The following is an 18,966-nucleotide window of genomic DNA, read 5'->3' as shown; positions in this document are numbered from 1 at the left end:
AAACCACGAAGAACGGTGGAATCAGCAGCGTTGGTCTTCGACCAGCGCGAGCGCCAGTTCACAGAACATCGACTCCGCCCACGAGAACCAAGCGCGCGAGTAGCTGGTCGGATCGTCGACGTCGATGCTCTCGTGGACGTGCCCTGTGCCGGCATCGGTGTCCGCGATCATTCCCAGCAACCGGGTCCGGTCTGCGGGTGACCCCACGAGACCCTCGACGGCCAGCGCGATGGGCCAGACGCGGCGATCTCGAGTGTGCGGGCTGCCGACGCCGCGCAGCGCAGCACCGGAGAACCAGTACGGGTTCACGGGGCTCAGGATGACCTCGCGGGTGGCCTCCCAGATGCCGCGATCGAGCACGTCGGGTGCGACGAGGGGGAGCGACAGCAGCGACGGGGTGTTGGCGTCGTCCATGATGAGCACGCCCCCGAGGCCATCGACCTCGTAGGCGTAGATCGGCGACCCGTCGGGACCGTCGACCACACCATGCTCGCGCACGCCGGTGACCAGTTCCTGCGAGAGCCGGCCGGCGTCGTCAGCCAACGTGACATCGCGCAGGACCTCGGACGCGATCTCCGCGATCGAGAGCAGCGCCTGGGCCGCGAAGAGGTTCGCAGGGATGTTGTAGCCGTAGGTGCAGGCGTCGTCGGAGGGACGGAAGCCGCTCCACGTCATTCCCGTGTCGGCGAGTGCCGATCCTCTTCCCTCTCGGGGCAGGGTCTCCGTGGGAATCGCTGTGGCACGTTCGAATCGGTACGGCGACGTGTCGTGATGCTGTTCGGCGCGGAGTTGATCGACGATCGCACGGAGAACCCGGGGTGTACCGTCCTCGATGAGGAATGCGCTGCGGCCGGCGCGGCTCCAGAGAGCGTGAGCGAGACTGATGGGATAGCAGAGGCTGTCGATCTCGTACTTCTGCTCCCAGACGGCGGGATCGTCGCAGACGTCGTCTGGGTCGTAGTGCGCCCCGGTGGGGCCGTCGTTGAACGCGTTGGCGTAGGAGTCGTGCGCGATGAATGCCATCTGACGACGGACGACGCGTTCCACGAGATCGGCCAGCTGTTCGCTGCGGTCGATGAACCGCAGGTAGGGGGTGAACTGTGTCGTCGAATCCCTCAGCCACATCGCCGGGATGTCACCGGTGATCACGAACACCGCCCCGTCATCGTCGACGCTGACGGTGTCGTTCAGCGTGCGCAGCAAGGCGGCTTCCACCAAGCCGCCGATCCGCGTGCCACACGTCGCACGGACGTCGTCGGCAGCGGTGCGGAGAAGGTCACGGGTGCGAGTGTCAGGTTCGAACGAGGTCAGCGCTCCCATCCGCTGCGTCCTTTCTCGTCCGTGACGCGAATCGTCACCCCGCCCGCCGGCGGATCGTGGACGGATGCCGTCCACGCGAGCACTTCCACGCGAGTCGCCTCCGGGCGGCCACGCGCCCACGAACCGAGCTCATCGAGGCCGAGCTCGAAGGGAACCGCTGCGGTCATCCCCGCCCCGACCTGCACGCGACGGACCGTCAGCAGTGTGCGCCGACGTGGACGGATGCCGAGCTCGTGCCGCCTGCCGTACAGCGGCACGGCGAGCGAGATGTCCGAAGACGTCGCGTTGACGACGTCGGCATGGAGTGTGACGGTTTCGCCGTCGCCGAGCGCGTGGACAGCGATCACCGGTTCGGAGGGACGCAGCGTCACCGTGACCCCCGCGGGTGTGCCCGCGCCCAACAGTCGACCGACTGGAACGCGCGCGTCGACGTAGCCGCGCGCGGTCTCCAGACGCTCGTCGTGCGCTACAGGGAAGACGCCGTCGCCGGCCGGGTGGGTCGTCGGCAGGAGTCCTCCACCGATACCGGACGCGATCACGTCGACGATCGCTGCCCCACCGGCCGGTCCCGGAAAGGGCGACACGATCAGAGAATCGCAGAGCGCCGTCAGTTCTTCGAGGGGGCGCGGGCGGCCGTCGATCACCACCGCGATCACACGAGGAACGGCCGCGCGAGCCGCGCGCAGCAGATCGAGTTGCGCCTGGGGAAAGCTCAGCGCGGAGAGATCGACGCCCTCACCGTTCGTGGTGTCGGGAGCCGGCCCGTCGACCGCGCCGTTGTCGGCGAAATCATCGTCGTAGCTGCGCCGGCTCGTGCCGCCGAGGACGACGACCGCGGCACCAGCACCCGTCAGGGCCTCGCTCACTTCAGCTGTCGCATCAGGAGCGAGGGCGGCGCGATGCCCGGAGCCCTGCGCGTACCGCACATTCCCGACACCGTGGCGGACCTCGAGCGCGAAGCGGACAGTGGAGGCAGCCGGCTCATCATCTGGGCGCGGTGGTGTGTAGTCGCCGAGCTGCGCGTCGAGATCGTCGGCGTTCGGTCCGATCACTGCGACGACTGCGGACGAGGGGAGGGGGAGTGCGCCCTCGTCGTGCACCAGCACACAGGCCTGAGCAGCGGCGCGGGACACGAGCGACAGGAACTCGCGGGTCTCGGGGCGCTCGCTTCTCGGGGTGTCTACCGTGGCCTCGGACGGATCGAGCAGTCCGAGGCGCGCCTTGAGCGCCAGCATCCGATCCGCTGCGCGGGTCACATCGGCTTCATCGAGGATGCCGCGATCGACGGCCTCTTCCACCCGTGTGAACGCCTCGTCCCAGAGGCTGAGGTCGACACCCGCGTGGATCGCGAGTGCGGCAGCGCTCGCCGCGTCGGGCGCGCTGTCACGCAGACGGTCGACGGCCGTACCGTCTGCCATGACGATGCCCTGCCATCCCCAGTCCTCGCGGAGCGTGCCGGTGAGAAGGTCTCTGTTCGCCGTGCACGGGATGCCGTCGACATCGTTGTACGCCGCCATGAAACCTGCAACACACGCGCGCGCGGCGGCAAAGGCGGGCCGCAGATGGATCTCACCGAATTCTCGACGACCGATCGGTGCTCCGGATCCGTTCCTCCCGCCGATCCCGGCTCCCTGCCCGGCGAGGTGTTTTGCGACGACGGCGATGCGGTCGCCGTCGATCCGCCCGTCCGGTCGGCTGCCCTGCATCCCTCGCACCGTCGCCTCGACCAGGGCGGCGGCCAGTGCAGGATCTTCGCTGAAGCACTCTTCTGCCCTGCCCCAGCGCGGGTCACGAAGCATGTCCAGCCCGGACACCAGCGCCACGTGGGCACCCCGCGCCCGCGTCTCGGCAGCGACGTGCGCAGCGAGCTCCTCGGTGAGATGGGGATCCATCCCCGCGCCCAGCGCGAGGTTCACCGGGAGGGTGGTGCCGCCGAGCGCCATGAGGCCGTGCGGCACCTCCTCGACGAACAGGGTGGGAAGCCCCGCGCCTCGGGTGCGGACGCAGTCCTGGACGGCCTGATACGCCTCGGCGCTCCGCTCGGGCGGGATGCCGTTGCTCCAGCGCACCTGAGACCACGGATCCGCGCGCTGGATGCCGTAGATCGCGCCGATGCCGCCCCAGCGGTCGACCTCACGGCGCAGCACGTCGGTGACACGGGGCGCGCCGTCGATCCATCGAACCGTTTCCCAGCCTTTCAGGCGCTGGTTGATCTGACCGACCCGCTCGCGCAGCGGCAGGCTCGCGGACGACGGCGTCATCCCTTGATCGCCCCAGAGACCAGAGCGCGCTGCATCTGCCGCTGGAGCACCGTGTACACGAGGTACACCGGCAGCAGTGTGAGCAGCGTTCCGGCCATCAGCACGCCGTAGTCGGTTCCCGCGTCGACCTTGAGGGTGGGAAGGGCGACCTGGATGGTGCGCTGCGAGGTGTCCGGGCCGATGAGGATCAGCGGATAGAGATACGCGTTCCAGAACGAGAGGAAATTCAGCAGCAGCACCGTCGCGATCCCGGGAATGCAGATCGGGAGATACACCTGACGGAGAACCTGCAGCGTCGTGGCGCCGTCCATCGATGCCGCCTCTTCGAGTTCGCGGGGGATCGTGCGCATGAACGCGGTGAGGATGACGATCGACAGGGGAAGTGCGGTGGCCGGAAGCAGGAGCACCACGAAGGTCCGCGTGTGGAAGAGGCCGACCGACGCCGCCAGCAGGAAGGTGGGGAACAGGGCGGCGAACGACGGGATCAGGAAGCCGAGGCTGAAGACGGTTTCGATGATCCTGCCGACGCGACCCTGTGCGCGGGCGAGCGCGAATGAGGCGGGCAGCGCGAGCACGAGCGTGAGGACCAGCGCGCCGACGGTCGTGAGGACCGAGTTCGCGATCGCAAGACCCAGATCCGCCTGGCGGAAGGCGGTGGTGAAGTTCGAGAAGTCCCAGCTGGAGGGAAGGGCGAGCGGCGACTCGAAGATCTCCTCGTTCGACTTGAACGACGACGAGATGAAGTAATAGAAGGGGATGATCAGGACGGCGGCGTAGAGCCATGCGAGCACGCCGCTGGTGAGGGAACCCACTCGGTCGCGGAGGGGGAGGACGGTGCGTGATGCCATGGGAGAAATCCTTCGTCCGTCAGTGGGTGGGCCGCAGTGTGCGACGGATCAACAACATTCCGAGGAGACCGAGGATGAACAGGATCACCCCGACCGCCTGGCTGTAGCCGAGATTCGTCTCGACGAACGCCTTGCTGTAGATGAGGTACGACAGCGTCATCGTCGACGTGCCGGGACCGCCCTGCGTGAGCAGCAGCACGGTCTGGGCGGAGTTGAACAGCAGTGACAGGAACTGCAGCATCGTGACCACGCCGATGAAGTCCTGCGCGATCGGCCAGTACATCCGCCACGCCACCCGCCAGTCACTCGCACCGTCGACGCGCGCGGCCTGCACGATCTCGGCGTCGACCCCGTCGAGCCGCGCAGCGATGAGAACCGCCGAATAGCCGATGCCGCTCCACAACTCCACGGCGATGATCGCGCCGAGCGCCGTGTTCGGATCGGCCAACCAGGCGTTGCCCTGCAGGCCCAGCGGAGTGAGGATGCCGTTCACGAGACCGTCCGGATTCAACATGGCGTAGAAGACCATGGCTGTCGCCGGTGCCGACATCAGGGCGGGGATGAACAGGAGGTACCGCAGGACCTTGTGCCCGCGCGGCTTCTGCACGACGTAGAACGCGAGGAGGAATGCCAGCACGATCATGATCGGGAGCCCGATGACGATCTGCACGGCGGAGTTCCCCAACGCGGCCCAGAAGGTGGCGTCCGAGAACACGGCGCGGAAGTTGTCCCAGCCCGCGAACGTCGGCGTCTCGAGCATCCCCGGCCAGTCCAGGAACGCGATCACGAAGATCGCGACGACCGGGCCGATCATGAAGACGGCGTACCAGATGAGAGCGGGCAGGGCGAGGCCCGGGAAGCGCTCGCGCAGCGGCGAGCGTCGAGGTCGGGCCGGGTCGGGAGGAAGCGGGGGGAGCTGTGCCGTCGTGGTCGGCGTCGCGATCGCGGTCATGATGTCCTTTCGGGCCGTCAGGCCGCGTCGTATGCCTTCTCGAACGTGTCGATGATCTGATCGGCGGAGGCCCGGCCGTACGCCATGGCGGTCGCCCGGATCATGGGTTCGAAGACGGCGTCGGGGATGAGAAGGTCGGGCAGCATCACGGGTGTCACCTGGTCGGTGGTGAGCTTCGATGCCTGCGCCACCAGCGGGAAGTCCTTGCTGACGACATCGGTGATCCGGTTCATGTCGCGGCCCGACCCGAGGATGAACTCGCTCGTGACCTCTGGCGAGTACATGTTCTGGATGAACGGCTTGAGCAGGTCGAGTTTTTCCGCACCGTTCGCGCTGATCCAGATGCCGTGACCGTTGTAGCTCTGGATGACGGTCGGGTGGTCCACGACGCCGCCGCTGGTGGGCTTGGGCCAGCCGCCGACGGTGACTTCGGCAGCCCGCTCCTTCGGCACGAGGGCGAGCGCAGACGACATCGCCGGCACGATGGCGGCCTTTCGGGTGTTGAACTGGGTCAGTTCGGAGTCGGACGTGTAGCCCTGCACGTTGTCGACGAAGACGCCGGCGTCGCGCAGCGCGACGAAGTGCTCGACCCCGGCGACCGCGCCGGGGAACTCGGAGAGTTTGCCGCTGGCGAAGGCCCGTGTCGCCTCTTCCCTGGTGAGGAAGCCCTGCAGGATCTGCAGGAACATCTTCTGTCCGCTCCAGTCGGATCCGCCGACGGTGACCGGGCCGATGCCTTTGGATCGCAGCGCATCGGCGACCGCGATGAGCTCGTCAGATGTGGTCGGAATCTGCACGCCCGCCTCGTCCAGCAGGCCGGTGTTGAACGACACCGGCCAGTTCGTGCGGGTGAAGGGAAACGCGCGGAGATGGCCGTCTTCGTCGGTCCACTCTTCGAGCGCCTCGGGCATGATCTTGTCGCGGAGATCCCATTCGTCGAGCAGGTCCTCCACGGGAACAGTGGCACCGAGCCGGGTCCACGAGAGGGTGCGGCCCTGCAGATTCACCATGGCGATGTCTGCCTCCTTGCCCGCGAGCGAACTCGTCTCGAAGACGATCGGGAGATCGGAGCCGTTCTTCAGCAGGGCGACGGCCCGGTCGCTTTCGCGCGAGTATGCGGCGACCACATCGGAGAAGACCTGGGCCCCCGAGACCGCACCGCTGAGCTGAGTGTGCACGGAGATGGATCCGGCGATCCCGGATGTCGGCATGAGGGGTCCGCATCCGGTGAGCAGCGGGATCATCACGCCGCCGCCGATCACGGTGCCGAGGAAGGTGCGTCTGCTGATGCCTTCGGTCATGAGACCTCCTGAGAGCTGCGGTGCGTCAATGGGGGTTGACGTGCGCCACACCCTCTTTGTATAGCGGTACACATCAACGTGCGATTAATGTATACCGCTTTACAAGAGCCGGTCAACCCCCTAATCTCGGACATGATGAACGAGAAGAAACCCGCCCGCGCGACCATCGCTGCGGTCGCCGCACGCGCAGGGGTGTCCCCGTCGGCGGTGTCTCACGTCTTCAACGGGCGACGGAATGTCTCGGCAGCCACCGAGGCCCGAATCCGGCGCGCCGCGGATGAGCTGCACTGGCGTCCGAATTATGCGAGCCGCAAGGTCAGCGGTCGAGGCGGGCGCAGTCTCGGCCTCGTCGTGACCCGCTCCGGCGACACCTTCGAACGTGACCCTTTCTTCATGCGGTTGATCGCAGGTCTGACGGAGCCGCTCGCCGAAATCGGGTGGTCGTTGTCGCTGACCCTCGTGCAGGCCGCCGATGAGCAGCGCGTCTATCGGGACTGGTGGAGTGAGCAGCGAGTGGATGCTTTCCTCCTGGTCGATGTCCGCGAAGCGGACCCTCGTATCGGCCATCTCCGCGAACTGGGAGCGCCCGCTGTGCTGCTCGGGTCACCCATCGACGCAGCAGTTCCGGCGGTCACCGTCCAGGATGACGCGGCATATGAAGAAGTGCTCGACCATCTGGCATCACTCGGACACCACGCCATCGCCCGGGTGAGCGATTCCCCGGGCCTGCTCCACTCCCGCGATCGTGATCGCCGCTTCATCACTGCTGCCCAACGGCACGACATGACGCCGATGATCCTGCACTGGGCGCCCGAAGACCGCGATCCGGTCGCCGACATCCTGCGTCGGGCCGGAACCACCACGGCCCTGCTCGTCGACAGCGAGGCGATGGCGGCGGAGATCATCGCGCACGCACCCGAGCTCGGCGTTCTCGTTCCTGAGCAGCTTTCCGTGATCGCGTGGGAGGACTCGTGGGTGTCGACGCTCGTACGACCTCGCATCACCGCGCTGGACGCCCCCGTTGAGGAGAGCGCACGAACCGCCGTGAAGCTCCTCGCACAGCTGGTGAACGGCGAGGATGCCGTCTCGCAGACCGTGTCGCCGCGCCGTCTGATCGTTCGCGAATCCACCGCTCACGCCCCTGTGACCGAAACCACCGCAGATCGAGAAGGACGACAGACCCGTGACTGACCCCACTCCGCGCTTCGGAGCGAACTACACGCCATCGAAAGACTGGATGTTCCAGTGGATGGGCATCGATGCCGATGTCGTGCGAGCCGATTTCGAAGCGCTGGCCGGACTCGGGCTGGATCACGTCAGAGTGTTCCCGCTGTGGCCGGTGCTCCAGCCCAACCGCACGCTGATCCGCGGCAAGGCGCTGCAGGACATCGCACTCGTGGCCGACATCGCCGCCGAGTTCGATCTCGACATCGCGGTCGACGTCATCCAGGGGCACATGTCGGGATTCGACTTCGTCCCCGCATGGCTCGTGAACTGGCATGAAGGCAACATGTTCGTCGACGAGGCTGCGATCGACGCACAGGCGGCGCTGGTCAGCGCGGTGTACGACGCCGTGCGTGACCGCCCGAACCTGATCGGCCTCACCCTCGGAAACGAACTCAACCAGTTCCAGCTGCCGAACCCTGCGGCGATGCCCGCCGACAGTGATCAGATCGCCCATTGGCTCAGGAGTCTTCTGCAGGCCCCCGTCGATCCGGATCCCCGTCATCTGTTCACCCACAGCGAGAACGACCACCTCTGGTACCGCGATGGGCACCCGTTCCTGCCCACGCACGCGGCTCGGCTCGGCGACATCACGACCGTTCATTCCTGGATCTTCAACGGCACCGCGAAGCTCTACGGCGGCCTGTCATCGCCGTCGGTCCGCCATGCCGAGTGGATGATCGAGCTGTCGAAGGCGTTCGCGACCGACCCGCAGCGACTGGTGTGGCTCCAGGAGGTCGGGGCCCCCTCCATGAATCTGGCGGAGAGCGAGATGCCGGAGTTCGCCACCCGCACCGTGGAGGCTGCGCTCACCGCACCCGGTCTCTACGGCATCACCTGGTGGTGCTCGCATGACGTGTCCCGATCGCTCGGCGACTACAAGGAGCTGGAGTACTCGCTCGGTCTGCTCGACGTCGACAACGTCGTGAAGCCGTTGGGGGAGCGGTTCGCGGAGCTCGTCGCGGATGCGCGTTCCTCGGCCGGCGCCCGCGTCGTACCGCGGACGATCGGCGTGGTCGTCGATGTCGACGACAGCGACCTTCCGATCTCTCGCACCGACCTCGCGCCGGGCGGCCGGGTTTTCGAGCGCTGGCACGATCTGCGCGAGCTGGATGAGCCGGTGACGCTGGTGACCTCGAGGACGGCGGCGAGCGAGCAAGCGTTGACTGACAGGGGGATCGCGAAGCTGGACGTCGTCCAGCGCGCGTGAGCACTACCCTTGAGAGGACATGGCACATCTTCTCGGGGCTGAAGCCCTCCACCTCGAATATCCGACCAGGGTCGTCTTCGATTCCGTGACCCTCGGCATCGAGGAGGGCGACCGGATCGGCATCGTCGGGCGCAACGGCGACGGCAAGTCCAGCCTCCTCGGCATGCTGGCAGGAATCAAAGAGCCCAATTCCGGGCGGGTCACTGTGCGGGGCGGCATCCGCATCGGCGTGCTCGATCAGGCCGACACCCTGCCGGACGATCTCACCATCAGCTCGGCGGTCGTCGGCGACACCCCCGAATACGAGTGGGCGGGCGACGCGCGCGTGCGCGACGTCATCGAAGGCCTGCTCCGGGATCTCCCCTGGGATGGCGAGATCGGCTCACTCAGCGGCGGGCAGCGCCGCCGGGTCTCCCTCGCGAAGCTCCTCGCGGGCGATTGGGACGTCGTGGCGCTCGACGAGCCCACCAACCATCTCGACGTCGAGGCGATCACCTGGCTGGCCGGACACCTCAAGAGGCGGTGGCCGGCGAACTCCGGCGCGCTCCTGGTCGTGACACACGACCGCTGGTTCCTCGACGAGATCTGCACCGAGACGTGGGAGGTGCACGACCGGCTCGTCGAGCCGTTCGAAGGCGGCTACGCCGCGTACATCCTGCAGCGCGTCGAGCGTGACCGGATGAACGCCACGATCGAGGCGAAGCGTCAGAACCTCGCCCGCAAAGAGCTCGCGTGGCTCCGACGCGGTGCGCCGGCGCGCACCGCGAAGCCCAAGTTCCGCATCGATGCGGCCAACGAGCTCATCGCCGACGTCCCCGAGATCCGCGACAAGGTCTCGCTGCAGTCGCTCGCCGTGTCCCGGCTCGGAAAAGACGTGGTCGACCTCCTCGACGTCGGGGTGACCTACCCGAAGGCAGACGGCGGCACGCGCGAAGTGCTGCGCGACATCGAGTGGCGCATCGCACCGGGGGAGCGCACCGGCATCCTCGGTGTGAACGGTGCCGGCAAGTCGACGCTCCTCGGCCTCATCGCCGGCACCGTGGAACCGACGGTCGGCCGCGTCAAGCGCGGCAAGACCGTCGTCGTCAAGACGCTCACCCAGCGCCTCGACGAGCTGGAAGACGTGCGGCACGAGCCCGTCCGGGTCGTGATCTCACGGCTGCGCACCTCGTACACGATGGGGTCGGGCTCCAAGGCGCAGGACCTCACCCCGGGGCAGCTCCTCGAGCGGCTCGGGTTCGACTCCGCCCAGCTCTCCACACCCGTCAAGGACCTCTCCGGAGGGCAGCAGCGTCGACTTCAGCTGCTCCTCGTGCTGCTGGACCAGCCGAACGTGCTGATCCTCGATGAGCCCACCAACGATCTCGACACCGACATGCTCGCCGCCATCGAGGATCTTCTCGACTCCTGGTCAGGCACGCTTCTGGTGGTCAGCCACGACAGGTACTTCCTGGAGCGGGTCACCGATCAGCAGTACGCGGTCCTGGACGGCCACCTGCGCCACCTCCCCGGCGGCGTCGACGAATACCTGCGCCTGCGTCAGCTGCAGGATGCTGCGCCGAGCAGATCGCAGACCGCGACGAACACGGCGAAGAAGGCTTCCGGTCTCGATGGGGCCGCGCTCCGCACGGCGCAGAAGGAGATCTCCTCGCTGGAGCGCCGTATCGAGAAGCTCACGCAGCAGATCAACAAGGCGAAGACCGCGCTCGCCGACCACGACCAGTCCGACTACGCCGGAATCGCCGACGAGATGAAGGCGATCGACGAGCGCCAGGCCGAGATCGGAGAGCTCGAGTTGCGCTGGTTCGAGCTCACCGAGGACATCGGCTGAGCGTCCAGGAATATCCTTCTCCCACGACTGTTGGGAGGTAGGGATGGAAGGCCTCGAAGTAACCGTCCTGCTCGGACTCACGATCCTCGTCGGGACGTTGATCGCACCTCGCGTGCGCCTTGCGCTGCCCCTGGTCCTGGTCATCTTCGGCTTGCTGCTCGGCTTCGTGCCGCAACTGCGCGAGGTGCAGCTGCCCCCGGAGACGGTGCTGCTTCTCTTCCTGCCGGTGATCCTGTTCTGGGAGAGCCTGACCACGTCGCTGCGCTCCATCCGGCGCGACTTCTGGTACATCGTCCCGATGAGCACGCTGCTCGTCGTCGGGTCCGCGTTCGCCGTCGCGGGTATCGCGGTGCTGTTCGGGATGCCGTGGGAGATCGCCCTCATTCTCGGTGCGGCCGTCGCGCCCCCGGATGCCACCGCCGTCGCGGCTCTCGGACGGCTGCTGCCCCGACGGATGTTCATGAAGCTCAAAGCCGAGAGCCTCACCAATGACGGCACCGCCCTGGTGCTGTACGCCATCGCCGTGTCCCTTGCGCTCGGCGGCCAGATCACGCCGCTGTCGGTGACGTGGGACGTTCTGGTCTCCTACGTCGGAGGCATCGCGGCAGGCGCCGCCATCGCCGCCCTGGTCACTGTGCTGCTGCGTCGCAGCTCGACGACGATCGTCATCAACGTGGCACTGCTCCTGACGCCGTTCGCGGCGTTCCTCGCCGCCGAGATCATGCACGCCTCGGGCGTGCTCGCCGTCGTGGTGGCCGGCCTCATCGTGGCCTACGTCTCCCCGCGCATCACGACGGCCTCCTCGCGTCGTCAGGCGGATGCCGCCTGGCCGTTCGGTGTGTTCCTCCTCAACGGCGCCCTGTTCGTGCTCATCGGACTGGAAGTCCAGTACGTCGTTCACGAGATCTCGGCGCGCGCGATCGGCCGACTCGTCCTCATCACGCTGTCCGTCTGGGGCACGCTGCTGGTGGTGCGGTACGTGTTCCAGCTGCTGAACGCACTCCTCCAGCGGCGTGCGGGGCAGCGGCCTGCGAAAGGCGCGAGAGCCAGAGCCATGGCGGTCTCGACCGTGGCCGGCATGCGCGGTGCGGTGTCGCTCGCCATCGCCCTCTCGGTGCCCGCGACGATCACCGACGGCGGCGCGGTCTCCGGACGCGACGAGATCGTCTTCGTCACGGCGGGCGTCATCATCCTGAGTCTTCTCGTGCAGGGGCCGTTGCTTCCCGCGATCGTGCGCTGGGCGAAGTTCCCCATCGATCACGGTGAGGACGAGGAGTACGAGCTCGCGGAGCGTGCGATCTCCGGGGCGGCCCTCGCGGCCCTCGACGATCTCGCCGCCGAGCACGGGATCGGCCAGGAAGTGCGTGATCGGGTGCGGGCCGACGGCTACCAGACCCTCGAGTTCGCCAACGCGCAATCGCTTGCACGCGAACAGGCGCTCGTGGATGCGGAGGCCGCCGCACTCGACGACCTGCTCGACGAGCCCGATCCCCTCGGCATCGGCGGGGTCAGGATCGCGACCGAGCGGCTCGAGAGCGCTGACACCGGGACGGGTGCCGAAGACGGCAAGGTCCTCCAGATCATCGCGACCTCCGCCGACGTCGACTTCGCCCAGCGGTCGCCACTGATCCGCCACGAAGAGCACACGAGGCTCAAGTTGGCGCTCATCGACCGCAAGCGTGAGGTGCTGCTCGGCCTCCGCGGCGCGGGTACCGTCGACGACATCGTCGTCCGCCGGATCTCCGCGCGCCTCGACCTCGAACAAGTCCGCCTGCAGGGCATCGAGGAGTTCGACTGACCCACCCGCTCGGCTGTGACGCCGTGTGACGACACGATTCTTCGTGCGCCCGACAGCCTGCATAACGTATTCGAGTCCCCCAAGAGAGGAACCCCTTTTCATGTCACGTCGTACCACGTCCGTCATCGCCGCGCTCGCCGCGGTTCCGCTGTTCGTCGCACTTTCCGGCTGCGCCACCGCGTCCTCCGGCGCCGGTGGTGAATCGACCGAGAACGAGGTCGTCAAGGTCGGCGTCGTCGGCAAGGGCGATGCCCAGTGGCCGGCGTTCGTCGAGGCCGCAGCGGATGAGGGAATCACCGTCGAGCTCGTCGACTTCGGCTCGTATGAGCAGCCGAACCCGGCGCTGACCGAGGGGGAGATCGACCTCAACCAGTTCCAGCACATCGTCTACCTCGCGGACTACAACGTGAACTCCGGCTCGGATCTCACGCCCATCGGCTCCACCGCGATCTACCCGCTGGGCCTGTACTCCAGCAAGTACGACGACGTGGAAGACATCCCCGAGGGTGAGAGCGTCGCCGTTCCGGATGACGCGTCGAACCAGGCGCGTGCGCTGCTCGTGCTCCAGTCGGCCGGTCTCATCGAGCTCAAGAGCGGCGGCACGATCTTCTCCGATGTCGCCGACGTCGACACGAAGAAGTCCAAGGTCAAGGTCACGGCGCTCGAAGCCGCGCTCATCCCGACCTCGCTGCCCGACGTCGCGGCGGCGATCATCAACAACGACTTCGTCGAGGACGCCGGCCTGACGTTCGACGACGCGATCGCTCAGGACGACCCCGAAGACCCGAACGCGCTGCCGTACGTGAACATCTTCGCGGCGCGCGCCGACGACGCCGACAACGAGACCTACCAGAAGCTCGTCGAGATCTTCCAGACGGATGAGGACGTGCAGGCGGGGCTCGCCGAGTCGTCGGGCGAGACCGCGGTCGCGCTGCAGACGCCCGTCGAGGACCTGGTCGAGTCACTGAAGAAGGTCCAGAAGGATACCGAAGAGAACAAGTGAGCGAGGACGGGAGTCATCCCGTCTGATGCGAGAATCGGGTGACGCCGTCTGCGTCACCCGATTCGTCTTTCCCGAAGAAGCACACCGGAGCGACCTATGCCGATCGTGAGCCTGACCAACGTGTCCAAGGCCTATCCCTCCCGGACGCCCGGCGAGGGCGACATCGTCGCCGTCGACGACGTGACCCTCGAGATCGAGAAGGGCGACGTCTTCGGCATCATCGGATACTCGGGTGCCGGCAAATCGACGCTGGTCCGTCTGATCAACGCGCTGGAGCCCGCGACCTCGGGGTCGATCCGCGTCGACGGCGACGACATCACCGCGCTCAAGGAGAGCGAGCTGCGGCGGATCCGCGGCGGGATCGGAATGATCTTCCAGCAGTTCAACCTGTTCTCCTCGCGAAGTGTGAAGGCGAACATCGCCTACCCGCTCACCCTCGCCGGCTGGAAGAAGCCCGACATCGAGGCCAGGGTCGCCGAACTGCTGTCGTTCGTGGGGCTGTCGGACAAGGCGAAGGCCTACCCCGAGCAGTTGTCCGGCGGCCAGAAGCAGCGGGTCGGCATCGCCCGCGCTTTGGCGACCGGGCCGGCGATCCTCCTCGCCGACGAGGCCACCAGCGCACTCGACCCGCAGACCACCCACGAGGTGCTCGATCTCCTCAAGCGCGTCAACCAGGAGCAGGGTGTGACGATCGTGGTCATCACGCACGAGATGGACGTGATCCAGACCCTTGCGACGAAGGTCGCCGTCATGGAGAAAGGTCGCGTGATCGAGCAGGGTGACGTCTTCGACGTGTTCTCCGCCCCGCAGAACCCGGCGTCCCAGCGCTTCGTCGGAACGGTCGTGAAGGGCATCCCGTCGCCGGCGGAACTCGCGGTGCTGCGTGAGCGTCACCAGGGCCGTATCGTCACGTTCTCGTTCCGCGACGGCGACTCCTCCCAGGCGCAGGTGTTCCTCGACCTCGCCGGCGCGGGGCTCGATTTCGAACTCGTCTTCGGTGGCATCAACGACATCCGCGGACGCGCCTTCGGGCACCTGACGCTCGCGATCCGCGGCGACAGCGCGGCGATCGACCGGGCATTGGCGGCGATCGGCGACCGCGTCGAAGTCACCGAGATCGCCGGAGAGGAGGCCCGCTGATGGATCGCCTGATCGAGCTCGGACCGGAGTTCTGGACCGCCGCCCTCGAAACGCTCTACATGACGACCTTCGCGCTGGTCCTCGGTGGTGTCCTCGGCCTCATCATCGGCGTCATCCTCTATGTGACGAGACCCGGCGGCCTCGTGCAGAACTCGGTCGTGTCCACGATCGCCAACCTCGCGGTCAACTTCTTCCGACCGATCCCGTTCGTGATCTTCATGGCCGTGGCGCAGCCGTTCGCCCGAGCCGTCGTCGGCGTCGGCATCGGCACGACCGCGGGAGCGTTCATCATCGGCCTCGCCGCCGCCTTCGCGATCGGCCGCATCGTCGAGCAGCACCTGGTGTCGGTGTCGCCCGGAGTCATCGAAGCCGCGCGCTCGATGGGCGCCGGACCCTGGCGCATCCTGTTCACGGTGGCGATCCCGGAGTCGCTCGGGCCGCTGATCCTCGGCTACACCTTCATCGTCGTCGCCCTGATCGACATGACCGCCATGGCTGGTCTCATCGGGGGTGGCGGCCTCGGAGCGTTCGCGCAGATCTACGGCTTCCGCCAGTTCGAGCCCGTCGTGATGTGGGCGGCGATCGTCCTGATCGTGGTGTTCGTGCACTTCGTGCAGTTGCTGGGCACCCGCCTCGCCCGAAAGATCATGCGGCGCTGACCCTAGGACGCGCGCGGGGCCTCCTGCAGAGTGCGTCGCGTGGTGAAGACACGGTCGACACCGGTCAGCGGGTCGACGAAGCGGAGCTCGCGCGCGAGCAGCTGGAGCGGGTGCGCATAGTCATCGGCTGCGTCCTCGAGCAGCGTCGGATAGAAGCGATCGTTGAGGATGCCGAGACCGATCGCTGCGAGGTGGACGCGCAGCTGATGCATCTTGCCGCTGTGCGGGCGGAGCAGTGTGTTCACGACCCGGTCGTCGGCGTCGATCACCTCGATCAGGGTCTCGGCGTTCGGCTCCCGCGCGTCGTCGACCTGCACCCGCAACTGCGCGCGGAGTTTCGTGATGTGGTTGCGGTACACGAGCGGGAAGCGGCTCTCGTCCCAGTCGAACGGTCGCGCGGACACTGCCTCGTAGACCTTCTGCACCTGTCGGTTCTCGAAGAGCAGCTGGTAGGTGCCGCGAGTCGCCGGGCGTGCTGAGAACATCAGCAGGCCGGCGGTCGCGCGGTCGAGGCGGTGCATCGGCGCGAGGTCGGGGTTGTCGAGAAGGTTGCGCAGCCGCACCAGAGCCGAATTCTGCACATACTTCCCGCCGGGCGTCGTGGGCAGGAAATGCGGTTTGTCGACGACCACGAGGTGTTCGTCCTGGTGGAGGATCTCCAGTTCGAACGGGATCGCGGTCTCCGCCGGCGGTTCGCGGTAGTACCAGACGAACTCTTCGGAGCCGAGTGGTGCGTCGCCGCTGACCGCCGATCCGTCGTGCGTCACGATCTCGCCGCGGTCGAAGCGCTCCCGCAGCTGATCCGGGTCGAGATGGAAGAACCGCTCGACCATGTACGCGGCGACCGTCGGCCAGGGGCCGGTCAGCGGCACATGCAGCCGCGTCGCTCCGACGCCGTCGCGCATGGGGAGGGGAGAGGGCATGCCCAACAGTCGGCCTCCGGGGGAGCAAGGGATCGCGGGTCGCGAGCGGGATGCTCCCACCCTAGCGATCCGACACTGAGCTCCCGTCGCAGGCGGGAGCTCAGTGTGCCCCGGCGGTGAGCCAGTCGTCGAAGGAGGTGGATGCCAGGCGGGCGCCCGGCGCAGGGATCAGCACCTCGCCCGCGAACTCGACGCCGAGGGCGGCACCTCGCCAGCCCGCGCGCAGGGGGAGGTCTCGACCGCGGACGGCGAAGGTGCGCCGCGCCATGTCGACCGCGTCCTCGGTTCGCGGACCGGCGATGTCGAAGAATGTGGAGATCGGCGCTGCCGTGGCCGTCTCGACCAGAGCGGCGGCGACATCTGCCGGGGCGATCGGCTGCATCAGCAGGGGTGGTACGACGGCTTCGCCGTCGACGATCGCCCATTCCGCGATCATCGCCGGAAAGTCGTGGAACTGCGTGGCACGCACGATCGTGAAGGGCACCGCTCCTGCGACGACCTCGCGCTCCTGGGCCCGTTTGCCGTGGTAGTGGGGGTTCCCGTCGACGGAATCGAGGGCGGCGATGGACAGCGCGACGTGATGGCTCACTCCGGCGTCCGACTCCGCGGCGAGGAGCGTCCGGGTGATCGTGGCGAATGTGTGCTCGGCATCTGCGACGTCGGTGACCGGGGGATTGGTGGCGTCGATGACGGCGTCGACCCCGTGGAGTCGGTCGCGAAGGCCTTCGCCGGTGAGGAGATCGACTCCTTCCGCGCGGCTCAAGGAGACCGCTTCGTGGCCGGCTCTCGCCAACTCCGCCATGACCAGGCTGCCGATCCGACCGGTTCCACCCGCAACTGCGATGCGCATGCTCACTCCTTATTATGGATATTAGGTGTCCATAATACGTCGTCCCGATACAGTGAGGGAATGAAACTTCCGGAGACTTCCGAGTGGGTGCTGCACACCGTCGCCGTGATCGCGCAGCTTCCCGCAGGGGCGGCCGTCTCCGGAGCGCAGCTGGCCGAGCACTTCGGCGTTCCGGGCCCGTACCTGTCGAAGCAGCTCGCCAAGCTCGTGCGGTCCGGTATTCTCACCGGCAGCACCGGGCCACGAGGCGGCTTCCGGCTGGCGAGGGACTCGGAACGGATCAGCATCCTCGACCTTGTGATCGCCGTCGACGGCGGGAGCGATCCGTACGTCTGCCGGGAGCTGCGTCAGCAGGGCCGCGGGGCGGCGCGTCCGGAGGACTGCACTCGACCATGCGCCCTGGCCACGGCAATGCGGCGCGCGCATGAGGCATGGCGCGAGTCGCTCGCCGGCGTCACCGTCGCCGAGATCGTCGAAGGACTTCCGGACGACGTCCGGGAGAAGAATCGCCGACTGCTCGGGGAACCCGCCCGCTGAAGTCCGCCCCCGTCATGAGTCGAAACTGAGACTCAGTTTGCGCAGAAGGCCCGCGAGACGGTCGCGGTCGCCACGCGAGAGCCCGCGCAGGAGTTCGGCCTCGACGTCGACGAGCCGCGTGATGGCGGCATCCACTCGGATGCGGCCGTCGTCGGTGAGCGTCACCAGCACGCTCCGCCCGTCACCCGGGTCCGCTTCGCGCCGGACGAACCGCCGGCCGACGAGCCGGTCGATCCGGTTCGTCATGGTGCCGCTGGAGACCAGGGTCTGCTGCAGCAGTTGCTTGGGGGAGAGCTGGAACGGTGTGCCCGCCCGCCGGAGCGCCGAGAGGACATCCCACTCCCAGGGCTCCAGGTCGCTGCGGCGGAAAACATCGCGGCGCGCGCGATCGAGCAGCCGGGTCAGCCGGTCCATCCGCGACAGCACCTCGAGAGGGGAGAAATCGAGGTCGGGGCGCTGGGTGTTCCATGCGCCGACGATCCGATCGACTTCATCCGCCTCGTTCATCCGCCCATTATCGCGTGTGCGCAGGTGGTGCGGTGGACGACGCCGGCAGCGCGAGGGTCATGAACGTGCTGTACGGGTCGGCCTCGTACCGGCCGAACGGGCCGCACTCGCTGAACCCGGCGCGGGCGTAGAGGGAGCGTGCCGGCAGGAAGAAGTCAGCGCTTCCCGTCTCGAGCGAGAGGCGACGGATGCCGCGGACCTCGGCATCCGCCCGCAGGAAGAAGTCAGCGCTTCCCGTCTCGAGCGAGAGGCGACGGATGCCGCGGACCTCGGCATCCGCCCGCAGGAAGTCGAGCATGGCGCTGCCGTACCCCTGCCCCCGCACCGCCGGGTCTGTCCGCATCGACTTCAGCTCCTCGTGGTCGTCGTCGAGCGTGGCCAACGCACCGGTGGCGACCGGGCGGCCGGCGGCGTCGTAGGCCGCGAACAGGCGTACCTGCGGCGTGAGCAGCCCGTCGATGTGGAGGGCGTGACGGCTCTCCGGGGGTGAGGCGTGCTCCATGTCCTGGTGGTGCGCCTCCAGGAAGGCGGCGAGCGAGAGAGTGGCTGCCTCGACGCGTTCGATGACGATGCTCATGGCGCCAGACTGCCAAAGGTGTGTT

17 protein-coding genes are annotated in these 18,966 nt (G+C 67.4%); 8 read left to right on the top strand and 9 right to left on the bottom strand.

The genetic code is table 11. The features are described from left to right. Positions 1 to 21: 21 nt before the first annotated feature. The 5 genes from D7252_RS19250 to D7252_RS19230 are packed head-to-tail and all read right to left on the bottom strand — an operon-like array spanning position 22 to position 6,682. Positions 22 to 1,320, bottom strand: a complete 1,299-nt coding sequence (locus D7252_RS19250) for a glycoside hydrolase family 125 protein (protein WP_120777203.1) — start codon at positions 1,318 to 1,320, stop codon at positions 22 to 24. Next, a complete protein-coding gene (locus D7252_RS19245; protein ID WP_120777202.1) occupies positions 1,308 to 3,581 on the bottom strand; it encodes a glycoside hydrolase family 3 protein in 2,274 nt (757 codons plus the stop codon). Before D7252_RS19245 ends, D7252_RS19250 begins: the two co-directional genes overlap by 13 nt. Next, the gene (locus tag D7252_RS19240; RefSeq protein WP_120777201.1) at positions 3,578 to 4,429 is read right to left on the bottom strand and encodes a carbohydrate ABC transporter permease; all 852 of its coding nucleotides are present in this window, start codon (positions 4,427 to 4,429) and stop codon (positions 3,578 to 3,580) included. The genes D7252_RS19245 and D7252_RS19240 overlap by 4 nt, the downstream gene beginning before the upstream one ends. Positions 4,430 to 4,448: 19 nt before the next feature. Continuing rightward, positions 4,449 to 5,381: a carbohydrate ABC transporter permease gene (locus D7252_RS19235; RefSeq protein WP_120777200.1), complete on the bottom strand. Its 933-nt coding sequence runs from the start codon at positions 5,379 to 5,381 to the stop codon at positions 4,449 to 4,451. A 17-nt stretch (positions 5,382 to 5,398) separates the two neighbouring features. Further along, positions 5,399 to 6,682, bottom strand: coding sequence for an ABC transporter substrate-binding protein (locus D7252_RS19230; RefSeq protein ID WP_120777199.1), 1,284 nt, complete (start codon positions 6,680 to 6,682; stop codon positions 5,399 to 5,401). A gap of 132 nt (positions 6,683 to 6,814) precedes the next feature. On the opposite strand from D7252_RS19230, the gene D7252_RS19225 reads away from it, so the two are divergent. The 7 genes from D7252_RS19225 to D7252_RS19195 all read left to right on the top strand — a co-directional run bounded on the left by D7252_RS19225 (position 6,815) and on the right by D7252_RS19195 (position 15,547). Next, complete coding sequence (locus D7252_RS19225; RefSeq protein ID WP_259461161.1) at positions 6,815 to 7,873, top strand: LacI family DNA-binding transcriptional regulator; 1,059 nt, start codon at positions 6,815 to 6,817, stop codon at positions 7,871 to 7,873. Beyond that, complete coding sequence (locus D7252_RS19220) at positions 7,866 to 9,116, top strand: glycosyl hydrolase (protein WP_259461160.1); 1,251 nt, start codon at positions 7,866 to 7,868, stop codon at positions 9,114 to 9,116. Before D7252_RS19225 ends, D7252_RS19220 begins: the two co-directional genes overlap by 8 nt. Positions 9,117 to 9,135: 19 nt before the next feature. Beyond that, positions 9,136 to 10,947 (top strand): ABC-F family ATP-binding cassette domain-containing protein, encoded by a 1,812-nt coding sequence (locus D7252_RS19215; protein ID WP_120777198.1) that lies wholly within the window; start codon positions 9,136 to 9,138, stop codon positions 10,945 to 10,947. 43 nt (positions 10,948 to 10,990) lie between these two features. Then, complete coding sequence (locus tag D7252_RS19210) at positions 10,991 to 12,745, top strand: Na+/H+ antiporter (protein WP_120777197.1); 1,755 nt, start codon at positions 10,991 to 10,993, stop codon at positions 12,743 to 12,745. Positions 12,746 to 12,845: 100 nt separating this feature from the next. Then, on the top strand, positions 12,846 to 13,748 hold the full coding sequence (locus tag D7252_RS19205; RefSeq protein WP_120777196.1) for a MetQ/NlpA family ABC transporter substrate-binding protein: 903 nt from the start codon (positions 12,846 to 12,848) through the stop codon (positions 13,746 to 13,748). Positions 13,749 to 13,844: 96 nt separating this feature from the next. Beyond that, entirely contained in the window at positions 13,845 to 14,888 is a 1,044-nt protein-coding gene (locus D7252_RS19200; RefSeq protein ID WP_120777195.1) for a methionine ABC transporter ATP-binding protein, read from the top strand. Then, complete coding sequence (locus D7252_RS19195; RefSeq protein WP_120777194.1) at positions 14,888 to 15,547, top strand: methionine ABC transporter permease; 660 nt, start codon at positions 14,888 to 14,890, stop codon at positions 15,545 to 15,547. Before D7252_RS19200 ends, D7252_RS19195 begins: the two co-directional genes overlap by 1 nt. Positions 15,548 to 15,549: 2 nt before the next feature. On the opposite strand, the gene D7252_RS19190 is transcribed toward D7252_RS19195, so the two are convergent. Both D7252_RS19190 and D7252_RS19185 read right to left on the bottom strand, forming a co-directional pair. Continuing rightward, complete coding sequence (locus tag D7252_RS19190) at positions 15,550 to 16,470, bottom strand: pseudouridine synthase (RefSeq protein WP_120777193.1); 921 nt, start codon at positions 16,468 to 16,470, stop codon at positions 15,550 to 15,552. Positions 16,471 to 16,570: 100 nt separating this feature from the next. Beyond that, on the bottom strand, positions 16,571 to 17,320 hold the full coding sequence (locus D7252_RS19185; protein ID WP_120777192.1) for an SDR family oxidoreductase: 750 nt from the start codon (positions 17,318 to 17,320) through the stop codon (positions 16,571 to 16,573). A 60-nt stretch (positions 17,321 to 17,380) separates the two neighbouring features. Between D7252_RS19185 and D7252_RS19180 the strand changes: the two genes are divergently transcribed. Continuing rightward, on the top strand, positions 17,381 to 17,857 hold the full coding sequence (locus D7252_RS19180) for an Rrf2 family transcriptional regulator (RefSeq protein WP_120777191.1): 477 nt from the start codon (positions 17,381 to 17,383) through the stop codon (positions 17,855 to 17,857). Between the two features lie 12 nt (positions 17,858 to 17,869). Here the strand turns inward: D7252_RS19180 and D7252_RS19175 are convergent, their stop codons facing one another. Then, positions 17,870 to 18,364 (bottom strand): MarR family winged helix-turn-helix transcriptional regulator, encoded by a 495-nt coding sequence (locus D7252_RS19175; protein WP_120777190.1) that lies wholly within the window; start codon positions 18,362 to 18,364, stop codon positions 17,870 to 17,872. Between the two features lie 7 nt (positions 18,365 to 18,371). Continuing rightward, positions 18,372 to 18,941 (bottom strand): GNAT family N-acetyltransferase, encoded by a 570-nt coding sequence (locus D7252_RS19170; protein WP_120777189.1) that lies wholly within the window; start codon positions 18,939 to 18,941, stop codon positions 18,372 to 18,374. Positions 18,942 to 18,966: the final 25 nt, after the last annotated feature.

Origin of the sequence: Microbacterium sp. CGR2 (assembly GCF_003626735.1) — a bacterium.
Classification (GTDB): domain Bacteria; phylum Actinomycetota; class Actinomycetes; order Actinomycetales; family Microbacteriaceae; genus Microbacterium.
This window is presented reverse-complemented; position numbering and strand designations above follow the sequence as displayed.

Excerpts from the sequence above, each read along its gene's own strand:
- D7252_RS19190 (WP_120777193.1), bottom strand. The coding sequence starts at position 16,470 with ATGCCCTCTCCCCTCCCCATGCGCGACGGCGTCGGAGCGACGCGGCTG.
- D7252_RS19200 (WP_120777195.1), top strand. The coding sequence starts at position 13,845 with ATGCCGATCGTGAGCCTGACCAACGTGTCCAAGGCCTATCCCTCCCGG.
- D7252_RS19215 (WP_120777198.1), top strand. The coding sequence starts at position 9,136 with ATGGCACATCTTCTCGGGGCTGAAGCCCTCCACCTCGAATATCCGACC.
- D7252_RS19180 (WP_120777191.1), top strand. The coding sequence starts at position 17,381 with ATGAAACTTCCGGAGACTTCCGAGTGGGTGCTGCACACCGTCGCCGTG.
- D7252_RS19170 (WP_120777189.1), bottom strand. The coding sequence starts at position 18,941 with ATGAGCATCGTCATCGAACGCGTCGAGGCAGCCACTCTCTCGCTCGCC.
- D7252_RS19205 (WP_120777196.1), top strand. The coding sequence starts at position 12,846 with ATGTCACGTCGTACCACGTCCGTCATCGCCGCGCTCGCCGCGGTTCCG.
- D7252_RS19175 (WP_120777190.1), bottom strand. The coding sequence starts at position 18,364 with ATGAACGAGGCGGATGAAGTCGATCGGATCGTCGGCGCATGGAACACC.
- D7252_RS19195 (WP_120777194.1), top strand. The coding sequence starts at position 14,888 with ATGGATCGCCTGATCGAGCTCGGACCGGAGTTCTGGACCGCCGCCCTC.
- D7252_RS19225 (WP_259461161.1), top strand. The coding sequence starts at position 6,815 with ATGATGAACGAGAAGAAACCCGCCCGCGCGACCATCGCTGCGGTCGCC.
- D7252_RS19230 (WP_120777199.1), bottom strand. The coding sequence starts at position 6,682 with ATGACCGAAGGCATCAGCAGACGCACCTTCCTCGGCACCGTGATCGGC.
- D7252_RS19245 (WP_120777202.1), bottom strand. The coding sequence starts at position 3,581 with ATGACGCCGTCGTCCGCGAGCCTGCCGCTGCGCGAGCGGGTCGGTCAG.
- D7252_RS19250 (WP_120777203.1), bottom strand. The coding sequence starts at position 1,320 with ATGGGAGCGCTGACCTCGTTCGAACCTGACACTCGCACCCGTGACCTT.
- D7252_RS19240 (WP_120777201.1), bottom strand. The coding sequence starts at position 4,429 with ATGGCATCACGCACCGTCCTCCCCCTCCGCGACCGAGTGGGTTCCCTC.
- D7252_RS19235 (WP_120777200.1), bottom strand. The coding sequence starts at position 5,381 with ATGACCGCGATCGCGACGCCGACCACGACGGCACAGCTCCCCCCGCTT.
- D7252_RS19185 (WP_120777192.1), bottom strand. The coding sequence starts at position 17,320 with ATGCGCATCGCAGTTGCGGGTGGAACCGGTCGGATCGGCAGCCTGGTC.
- D7252_RS19210 (WP_120777197.1), top strand. The coding sequence starts at position 10,991 with ATGGAAGGCCTCGAAGTAACCGTCCTGCTCGGACTCACGATCCTCGTC.